This window comes from Nodosilinea sp. P-1105 (assembly GCF_012911975.1).
In the GTDB taxonomy this organism is placed as follows: domain Bacteria; phylum Cyanobacteriota; class Cyanobacteriia; order Phormidesmidales; family Phormidesmidaceae; genus Nodosilinea.
This window is the reverse complement of the sequence record NZ_SMDQ01000073.1, coordinates 18374-28206: the sequence shown is the minus strand read 5'-3', so window position 1 is coordinate 28206 and position 9833 is coordinate 18374. Positions and strand designations below refer to the sequence as shown.

Here is a 9833-nt window from a genome sequence, read left to right as displayed (position 1 = left end):
TCTGCTGGTCGCGATCCGATGGGCAAAATGAGGGAGGCTCTTGTTCTACCGTGCAAGCTCTAAAGGGCTTTAGGGTGCATCCAGAGTCACTCCTAGGTCTATTTTGGGCCAACCCTTACATACAAGGGTGCATTAGCGGTCGGGGTCTGGGCATTGGTGGTCAACCTGGGGCCGCAATGCACCGGTCGGGAAAGGAGAGATACTGGGAGGGAATGGTGCAGGGAGGGAATTTTGAATTTTGAATTTTGAATTTTGAATTTTGAATGCGTGGCGTGGGTTAGGCGGTCGGGGTTGGGGCGATCGTCGGCTCACTTAAGTGCCGCCGTAACCCACGGGTGAGGACTAGGAAAGGTGGGGAGATTTTGGATTTTGGACTCTTCCCTTTTCTTTTTTCGTTTTTCAGGTACGTAGGGGCGGACCGATGGGTTGGCCTATGCGCGATCGCCCCCTTGATCTAAGGCCCGAAAACAATCCGCCAGCACTCCGTTAGAAAACAGAAAACCTTCGGGATCGCTGAGGTGCAATCGGCCCAGGGTTAGCCAGGCGTCCCCCTCGATGACCACCAACCCTGACTGGATGTGGGGTTGGAGGGCGGCCTGGAGCAGAGCCCAGGTGGCTGGGGGACAGAGCGCTCGCAACTCCTCCCCAGGGATCCCCTCCTGCAGCCGCAGCCCTACCATCAAGCGATCGAGCAACTGCTCCGTCGGGGGGGTGGCGGGCTCGTGATGCAGACCGCCAGCCGCTTGGAACCCCTGCACCCACTGCCGATAGGAGGTCAGAGTGCGGGGGCGACTGACCCGCTGCTGCTGGGTGTAGCTGGTGGCCCCCAGGCCAAAGCCGTAGTAAGGCTGATTGCGCCAATAGGTCAAATTATGCTGACATTGATGGCCCGGTTGAGCATAGTTGGACACTTCGTAGTGCTCATACCCTTGAGCCGTTAAATAGGCCTGAGTCAGGCGATACATCTGAGCCGTCTGCTCATCCGTCGGTAGGGGGGCATCCCCCGGCTGATAGCGCTGGGCAAACACGGTCTGAGGTTCTACCGTCAGATCATAAATAGATAGGTGGTGCGGCTCCAAGGCTGTAGCCTTGGACAATCCAGCTTGCCAATCATCCAGGGTTTGGTGGGGCAGCCCTGAGATCAAATCCAGGCTCCAGTTGGCCATGGTGAGCTGGTGCAGCCACTCCACCGCTTGATAGACATCGGCCACACGGTGGAAGCGGCCACAGGCTTCTAGGGTGGTGTCGTCTAGGGCCTGCCCCCCTAGGCTAATGCGGTTGATTCCAGCCGCTAAATATCCCTGCAAATGCTTTAGAGAAAAAGTAGCCGGATCCATTTCCATCGAAATTTCTGCACCAGCCCTGATACCAAACCGCTGGTCCAGCTGGGCCAGGATTTTCTCTAGCTGGGACACTGACAACAGGGAGGGAGTGCCACCGCCGAAAAAGACTGTTTGCAGCGGCAGCGGCCCCGCTGGGGTTGTCGCAATCTCCTCACAGAGCAACTCCACATAACTGTCCACAGTCATGGACGTTTCTCCCCGGCGCTGATTGCCCAGCACCGAAATGGGAAAGTCGCAGTAAAAACAACGGCGGCGACAAAAAGGAATGTGGACGTAGGCGGAAACGGGGTCGGCGGTCATAAGGGATCTTGGGCAACACTCGCCAGATCCACAGCGTACACGTCGCGCCCGTGGGCTAGGGAGAACTGGAGGGAGTGGCGCAGGTCTTTGCTGCTAGTGGTAATGAAGATCAGCACCCCAGCCAGGGTCATCACTCCGGCCAGGCCAAAAATACCGCGATAGCCAATGCCATCGGCGATGGTGCCAAACACAGGACCGGCCAGGGCAATGCCCACATCAAAGCCCACCATAGCTAGACCAAAGGTACGACCGCGATCGCTGGGGCTAGAGCGATCGCCCATCAGGGCCGCAATCATCGGGATCAGGGTCCCGGCGGCAAAGCCCTGAACTAACCCGGCCAGCAGAAAGGCCGGAGCACTCTCTGCCAGCCAAAACAGCCCCATCGCCAGGCTGTAAATCGCCAAACTCGCGGTAATAAACCGACCTCGACCGTAGCGATCTGAAGCTCGACCCACCACCAATCGAGAGCTAAAACTAGCCATGGCTGAGGCCGCATAAATCAACCCCACATTCAGCGCCAACCCAGTTTCCTGCACGTACAGAGGCACAAAGGTACTGAGGGTACCAAAGGCTAGCCCCACCAGTAGCAGCACCAGGGCCGGGGTGCGAATGCGCCCCGTCCAAAGGAGTCCCCAAAACATCTCAGGTTTTTTGGAGGACTGATAGGGAGAATCAAAGCTGGGGCGGGGCGGCTCATCCAGTTGTGACACCAGTAGCAGGCCCACCAGGCCCAAAATTCCCATCACCAAAAACGCTGTGACAAATCCAGAGGCTTCGTACAAAAAGCCCCCTAAAGCCGGCCCCAGGGCCATACCGATGGGGTTCACCAGGGTCATGTAGCCAATTAGCTCGCCGCGCCTATCGGCCGGGGCGAGATCGACCACCAGGGCACTGTAGGCCACCACAAAGGCGGCAATGCTAAGGCCATGGAAGGCACGAATGGCCATCAGGGAAAGAATGGACAGATCCACCGTTAGGGTGCGCTGGCCGAAAGCAATGGGAACAGTCAGGTGGGGCAACAGCTGGACTAGCAAATAGCCAAAGGGGGCGATCGCGATCGCCGAGAGGCCAATCACCATCACAAACTTGCGGCCCCGGTCATCCGCCAGGCGGGACAGGGTAGGCCTAGCCACCAATAGCCCCACCGCAAAGGAGGCCATAACAATGCCAATTTGCTGACCGCTCCCCCCTAGGGTGGAAATAAACAGAGGCAGGGTGGGCAGCAACCCGGCTAGTCCGGCCCAAAAGCATAGGCCCGCCGCAAACAGGATCACTAAATTCGAGCGCACTGATGGGTTGAAGGTTGAGAAAATAGTCAAGGTTCTAACATTCCAAGACGGGAGGGGAAGACAATCACCCCGAGATCCGAATAGCCCGAGGTTTGCGGATCAATTCAACATCTCTAATGTAAACAATTATTTCAAATGTCGGCTATGGAGCGTGGGGCTCGTTTTGACCCCAGTGGCCACTATCGTTACAGCTTGACCCGCCAGTGGCAGCCATCCTGCCCCTGGCTAACCATCATCATGCTCAATCCTAGCCAGGCTGACGCCACTGTCGATGACCCGACGTTGCGTCGCTGCCAGGGGCTAGCCAAAAGCTGGGGCTTTGGTGCCATCGAAATGGTCAACTTATTTGCCTACCGCACGGCCTATCCCCGCTGTCTCAAGCAGGCCAGCGATCCCGTTGGACCTGACAATGACAGAACCCTACTCGCCGCCGCCGCCCAGGCCCACCAGATTCTTCTCGCTTGGGGTAATTGGGGCGGCCTACGCCAGCGCGATCGGGCTGTCCTGGCTCTGCTGGCCCCCTACCAAGACAAGTGGACCTGCTTAGGCCGTAACCGCACTGGGCATCCCCGCCATCCGCTCTATGTGCCCCGGGGTATCAGCCTCCAACCCTGGACTTGAGACGGCTAGTACAAAAAGGCAGAAGTAAGAAGGCAGAAGGCAGTAGGGCGCAGCCCGTGCGTAGCAGGCAGAAAGGGAATTCCTATCTACGCAAAGGTTTGAGCTTGCGGAAGTAGGCGAGTCATTTCTGCCTCAGAGTACTAGTGCAGCGTCAAGTCTAAAAAATAGAGTCCTGTAGGTTGACTGGGTGAAACGTAGGGTCACCCAACAGCAGTCAGCCTTACGCTGTTGCATTGACAGACCACTAGTCCGTCAACCGCTTGGGCTCGCGGTAAACTCCGTAGGCTGCGAAAATACCCAGTACAAAGCCAATCAAATGACCCCACCAGGCCACCATGGGATGGGTCGGAAAAATACCGAAAATAAAGGTGCTGTAGTTAATCAACACAAACACCGAAATCAGCAACGGGATAATCCGCCGCTCTAGCCAGCCAATGCAGAGCAGATAGCCAAACAGGGTATACACCACCCCGCTTAACCCATGGGCGCTGCTAGGGGCGAGTAGCCAGGTGGCGAAACCACCCCCCAGCCAGCCAATCAAAAATACAATCCAATAGTCGCGGCGGCTTTTGGCCAGAATCAGCCAGCTGAACAGCACAAAGGCGATGCTGTTACCAATTAGGTGGCCGAAGCCCCCGTGGGAAAACGCCGACAAGAAAATGCCTGGTACCCCGTCCAGACTGCGAGGATGCACCGGAAAATTCCATTGCCCCCCAAAAAAGACCTGGTCAATAATCTCCTGGGCCCAGGGAATCGCTAAAATCCAGAAAGGTAACAGGGCATTGCGCTTCAGCCGCTGCCCCCACGACCGGGCGGGCCGGGTTGAGGTTGGTTTCCCATCTACCGGTGGCCTTTGGCTTTGGGTAGACGGTGTAGCAGCTTGGCCGTCTACCTCTGTCTCAAGCTGCTTGAGTTTGGCCTGTAGTTCAAAGTCGTCCAAAGTCTGAAGCAGAATGCAGCGGCGAATAATGACAGGGTAACTTTTTTGGTATCTGACTGCCCACTCACCCTGCCCACTGACTGGTGGAGTCCGCGCATCGCCAGTACGGCTTAAGTAAGTACATGGACACAATTTCTGACTAACCCTTGATCCGGCCTTCGACTCCGCTCAGGCCTCGTCGCTGGTTGAGCGGGGTCGAAACCAGCAACGTTGAACTCTTTATTTTTGTCCACCTATTGATTAGGACTATTGATTAGGAATATTGAATTGTTCTGACCCGTCGCGGTGAACGGGGACGTAACCGCTGACGTAGCATACTCGGTAGGGTGATTGGCCCCAACGCCATCGCCAGGGCGAGAAACAACCACATTCCCGGGCGAGTTTTGGCTTGTGGGTCGTTCAAGAATGGGCCTATGGCTAGAGCCAACACCATCAGCGCTGTTAAGCCGTACAGTTGGAAAATCATTGCTGGAACTCTCTGTGGCACGTTGCTAGCCTTAGCGTAGCGATCGCCATGTTAGCCGCCACCATCAGGATTACGGAACTTTCTACCCCAGGCCTGTCTTGCTCTCAGGGAAAACCCTGACGGCAGCGGTTCACTAGTGATCTGCGGCATTAGTCGGCCCACCATTCCTGATACCTGCCACCTCAGCAAATGTGGTCAGGTTTCGGTCAGCCAGTACTAGCGTGATGACAAGCCCCCAGAAACCCGTTACAATTGCCCGTTAATACAAGTGTTCTGAATGGTGGATGGGGTATGCCGGTGAGTCCTTCCCAAATTAAAACCCTGCTAGACCAAAAGCGCGCCGCCTTTAGCTCCTTCAATCGGGCTAAGTTTGAACTGCTTCAGGGGTATCATCGGGCCTGGGTGGAGTTTGCGGCGTTGCCCTTGGCTCAACAGATTGACCAGTTGGCGATCCATGCCTCTCCCACTGGGGCGCAGCCGTTGGAGGAATTGACCACGGCAAAGAAGGGAATCGTACCGTTTTTCTGCGCCGAGTCAGCCCCAGCTACGGCCCCCTGGTCCAACCGAGAAGCCAGTAAACAGTGGGTGCAGGACATTTTGACAGACATCACCACCTTCGCTGTGGATGGCTCCCAAATTTCGCCGGGAAAGGATCTGTCAATTCCCATTGCCTTGATTCAAATTGGCTGGTTTGAAAATCCCCATAGCCCTGACCAGCCTTACAACAAAGATGTCCGGGTCGACCTCATGACCCCAAAGGACCTTGGCCCTAACCCAGCCCAGCCGGTGGAGCGGCGGGTGAATATTCGCCGCTTTCAGATGGAGGTGGCTCGGCTGGTGGAATTTATAGACACCTGCCCCCAGCCCGAGCGGACCTTAGTGTTTTTTGACGGGGCGCTGGTGGTTACCTTTGCCGAGGCCTTTGATCAAGACAGCCAAACGGCCTATGTGCAAGCGATGTTAGACCTGCTGGCCGCCAGTGAACGACGGCGGGTGCCCCTGGTGGGCTATGTGGACACTTCCTACGCTCGCGATTTAACCACCCTGCTGCACCATGCCTACGGCCTGGAGGCCACTGAAGGGATCCACGATGCCCAGTTGCTCTCCCGACTGATGCAGTGGGGCGATCGCACGGCAGTCTTTCAATGCGATCGCGGCGGTATTTTAGATGACTATCACCATTACCAGGACCAGATTGCCTTCACCTACCTGAAAACCACCCGAGACGGCCATCCGGCCCGCCTGGAAATGCCCCGCTGGATGTGGGACAGCGGCCAGATGCCCCAGTACCTGAACTGGGTGCGGGGGGAGGTGATTGTCGGCGGCGGCTACCCCTACGCCATTGAAACGGCGGACCAAACCGCTGTGCTGCAAGGGCAAGACAAGCACATTTTCTTGCGGGTGCTGCAAGATTGGGCCGAGCGTGAGTCGATTAACCTGCGGCTGTCCCGGAAGATGGTGAGCAAGCAGCGGCGGCGGTAGGGAAGATGGGTAGATGGGTAGATGGGGAGGTGGGGAGGTGGGGAGGTGGGGAGGTGGGGGGATGGGGTGAATTTTGGATTTTGAATTTTGGATTTTGGATTGAAGCCGTAGGGTGCATTGATGGTCGGGGTCTGGGTATTGGTGGTCAACCTGGGGCCGCAATGCACCGGTCGGGAAAGGAGAGATACCGTAGGGGCGGACCCATGTGTCCGCCCTGGGAGGGAATGTTGCTGGGAGGGAGTTTTGGATTTTGGATTTTGGATTCTTCCCTTTGCTACGCACGGGCTACGCCCTACGTTCTTCCCTTTTCGTTTTTCGTTCTTCAGATGCGGCCCAATGTGTCTGCGCTGGCGAGGAATGACGGGATCTTGTGGTTGAATCGTGAGGATATGCGATCGCTGCTGATTTAGGAGATAGCCCCGATGGTTGAGCCTACCCGACATACCCGCCAGGAAACTGACAGCATGGGCACCATTGATGTCCCTGCTGATCGGTATTGGGGGGCGCAAACCCAGCGGTCGATTCGCTACTTTTCCATTGGCCAAGACAAAATGCCGCTGGCGGTGGTACATGCAATCGCGATAATCAAAAAAGCAGCGTCCCTGGCCAACCAGGCGTTAGGCAAGCTACCGCCAGCCACAGCCCACCTGATTGTGCAGGCCGCCGATGAGGTGATCGCTGGACAGTGGGATGATCACTTTCCCCTGCATGTCTGGATGACCGGCAGCGGTACCCAGTGCAACATGAATGTGAATGAAGTGATTGCCAATCGGGCGATCGAGTTGGCCGGAGGGGTGATAGGCAGCAAAACCCCTATCCATCCCAACGACCATGTCAACATGTCCCAGTCCTCTAACGATGTGTTCCCGACGGCGATGCACATGGCTGCCGCCCAGGCCCTGACCCGCCAGCTGATCCCGTATGTGCAGCAATTACGGGATGCTCTGGACGCCAAAGCCCAGGCCTGGGAAGATATCGTCAAAATTGGCCGCACCCACATGCAAGATGCCGTTCCCCTCACCCTGGGTCAAGAGTTTTCCGGCTATGTCGGGCTGCTGGATGACAACCTGGCTCGACTGCAGGCGCTCCTACCCGAGCTTTATCCCCTGGCCCTGGGCGGCACCGCCGTTGGCACTGGCCTCAACGCTGGCCCTGGTTTTGCCGCCGCCGCAGCTCGCCACATTGCCGCCCAGACTGGGTTGCCCTTTGTCACAGCCCCCAATAAGTTCACAGTCATGGGCTCCCATGATGGCATAGTCATGGCCAGTGGGGGGCTCAAGACCCTGGGGGTGTCTCTCTACAAAATTGCCAATGACATTCGCTTGTTGAGCTGCGGTCCTCGGGCTGGGTTGGCCGAATTGCGCCTCCCAGAAAATGAACCGGGCTCGTCGATTATGCCCGGCAAGGTCAACCCTACCCAGTGTGAGGCCCTGGCCATGGTGGCGGTTCAGGTGATGGGCTATGACGCCGCTGTGGCCTTTGCCGGGGCCAGTGGCTATTTAGAGATGAACGTCTATAAACCGATGATGATTTTTAATCTGCTGCAGTCGGCCCAGTTGCTGGGGGATGGGTGCCGCAACTTTGCTGAATTTTTAGTGGCGGGGATGACCCCGAACCGCCAGAAAATTGAGCAGTACCTGCAACAGTCCCTGATGCTGGTCACCGCCCTGAACCCGGTGATTGGCTATGACCAGGCCTCTGCGATCGCCCATCATGCCTTTGAACACGGCCTTTCCCTAAGGGAGGCAGCCCTGGCGTTGGGCACTATTTCTGCCGAGGAGTTTGACCAGGTGGTTGATCCGCGCCGGATGACCCAGCCTTGAAGCAGGGTAGATATATATCAAATCCCAGTCCAGACCTGGAGTTCTGCCGGGGGAAACCCTCCAGCCCCCAACTGGACTTGGTCTATCAACGTTACTCATACCTGTATTCAAGCTGCTTTTTGTATCATGGCCAGCAAATTTTTAGACTTAAATCTGTGGAGAGTTGTTGATTCAAGACACTCATCTCCTTAGCCTGGAGGTAAGCCCAATGAAAACCTTACACATTTGGACAACCGAGCAGCTGACTCGATTCAGCCTTTGGCTGGGGCAGGCCTTCAACCCCTACGCCCTAGCCCCAAACCCTCGCCAGGGAGGTGACGTCTGGACCTCAGACAGACTGACCCACATGGGGTTAGCTCTTTCCCGAGGGTTTGGCAGTGGCCTCTAGGGCTGCCATGATCAAGGGTTTCCCGTTTTCAGACAGACGTGACAGTCCTCCCTACGGTAGCTGAGCTACCGTAGGGGATTTTTTTCGGTCAGGCGGCCAGTGCTGTGGGATAATGCCGCCCTATGGCTCCCCCTTCTAACCTGCTCTTGAAGTTAAGTCGCCGCCTGTTTCCCCAGGCTGACGACCAGGCGGCTTTCATCGAGGCACTGACTTGCCCGCAGCCCTATCCCAACGCCATCCTCTGGACTCACTCCCGTCCGGCCACAGTGCCGTTTATCTTAGAGCCACCGCTCCCTTGGCAGCCCGCCTGGGTCGATCGGCTGTCACCGGATCAGCGTCCAGGGCAGCATGCATTACATCAGGCCGGAGCCTACTACTGCTTAGATATGGCGTCAGTATTTGCGGCAGCGGTGTTAGACACCATTCCCGCCCCAGTGGCCGCAGTCCTGGACCTTTGTGCCGCACCGGGGGGCAAAAGTCTGCTGGCGCGAAGGGCCTTAACCCCTGAACACCTGTGGTGCAACGACGTGATTCGCAAGCGGGTGAAGATTTTAATTGCTAACCTCAAACGCTGTGGGGTGACTGAGGCCCTGGTGTTCAATCAAGACCTGCAACAGTTGGCAGAGCACCTGCCCCAAACCGCCTCGGTGGTGATTGTGGATGCCCCCTGTAGCGGCCAGTCCTTGTTAGCGAAGGGCGACAAAGCCCTGGGCTGTTTTCATCCGGTGACCATCAAGAAAAATGCCAGCCGCCAAAAGCGGATCTTGGCCAGCGCCGCCCAGACTGTGGCCGGGGGCGGCTACCTGGCCTATATGACCTGCACCTTTGCCCCAGAGGAGAATGAGCAGGTGGGCCAGTGGCTGTTGAACAAGTTCCCCCAGTTTGAGGCGATGGAGGTGCCCGGATTAGCGGGTTACAGGTCTCCTTTGGCCAATTTCCCCTGTTATCGGCTGTGGCCCCAGGCGGGGGTAGGGGCAGGCGGCTTTACCAGCCTATTTCGCAATCGCTCAGAGGAGCAGGGGACAATCCAGCCCTCATTTCTAGCGGCCAAGGGGATGGAAATTTACAGCGGCCAATAAGTTTTTTGAATCACTCCGAAACACTGCTGTTTTTTCCGTTAGAAGTGAAATAGGGCTTGACGTAAAGCAGGGCTTGAGCCAGCCCCAACAGAATTCGCTTTG

The 9833-nt window shown here is 56.9% G+C and carries 9 protein-coding genes; 5 read left to right on the top strand and 4 right to left on the bottom strand.

What is annotated here, in order from left to right; all coding sequences use genetic code 11:
• Positions 1 to 431: 431 nt before the first annotated feature.
• Together hemW and E1H13_RS22330 are read right to left on the bottom strand one after the other, a co-directional pair.
• A complete protein-coding gene (gene hemW, locus E1H13_RS22335; protein ID WP_169616847.1) occupies positions 432 to 1643 on the bottom strand; it encodes a radical SAM family heme chaperone HemW in 1212 nt (403 codons plus the stop codon).
• The gene (locus tag E1H13_RS22330; protein WP_169616845.1) at positions 1640 to 2962 is read right to left on the bottom strand and encodes an MFS transporter; all 1323 of its coding nucleotides are present in this window, start codon (positions 2960 to 2962) and stop codon (positions 1640 to 1642) included. Before E1H13_RS22330 ends, hemW begins: the two co-directional genes overlap by 4 nt.
• A gap of 114 nt (positions 2963 to 3076) precedes the next feature.
• Between E1H13_RS22330 and E1H13_RS22325 the strand changes: the two genes are divergently transcribed.
• The gene (locus E1H13_RS22325; RefSeq protein WP_169616843.1) at positions 3077 to 3553 is read left to right on the top strand and encodes a DUF1643 domain-containing protein; all 477 of its coding nucleotides are present in this window, start codon (positions 3077 to 3079) and stop codon (positions 3551 to 3553) included.
• Between the two features lie 244 nt (positions 3554 to 3797).
• On the opposite strand, the gene E1H13_RS22320 is transcribed toward E1H13_RS22325, so the two are convergent.
• The gene (locus E1H13_RS22320) at positions 3798 to 4493 is read right to left on the bottom strand and encodes a rhomboid family intramembrane serine protease (protein WP_169616841.1); all 696 of its coding nucleotides are present in this window, start codon (positions 4491 to 4493) and stop codon (positions 3798 to 3800) included.
• A 253-nt stretch (positions 4494 to 4746) separates the two neighbouring features.
• Entirely contained in the window at positions 4747 to 4959 is a 213-nt protein-coding gene (locus E1H13_RS22315; protein WP_169616840.1) for a hypothetical protein, read from the bottom strand.
• Positions 4960 to 5250: 291 nt separating this feature from the next.
• On the opposite strand from E1H13_RS22315, the gene E1H13_RS22310 reads away from it, so the two are divergent.
• The 4 genes from E1H13_RS22310 (at position 5251) to E1H13_RS22295 (ending at position 9731) form a co-directional block, all read left to right on the top strand.
• A complete protein-coding gene (locus E1H13_RS22310; protein WP_169616838.1) occupies positions 5251 to 6441 on the top strand; it encodes a DNA double-strand break repair nuclease NurA in 1191 nt (396 codons plus the stop codon).
• 422 nt (positions 6442 to 6863) lie between these two features.
• Positions 6864 to 8264, top strand: a complete 1401-nt coding sequence (fumC, locus tag E1H13_RS22305) for a class II fumarate hydratase (protein WP_169616836.1) — start codon at positions 6864 to 6866, stop codon at positions 8262 to 8264.
• A gap of 208 nt (positions 8265 to 8472) precedes the next feature.
• Positions 8473 to 8652 carry a hypothetical protein gene (locus E1H13_RS22300; protein WP_169616834.1) on the top strand — a complete coding sequence of 60 codons (180 nt, stop codon included), beginning with the start codon at positions 8473 to 8475 and terminating at the stop codon, positions 8650 to 8652.
• A gap of 122 nt (positions 8653 to 8774) precedes the next feature.
• A complete protein-coding gene (locus E1H13_RS22295) occupies positions 8775 to 9731 on the top strand; it encodes an RsmB/NOP family class I SAM-dependent RNA methyltransferase (protein WP_169616833.1) in 957 nt (318 codons plus the stop codon).
• Positions 9732 to 9833: the final 102 nt, after the last annotated feature.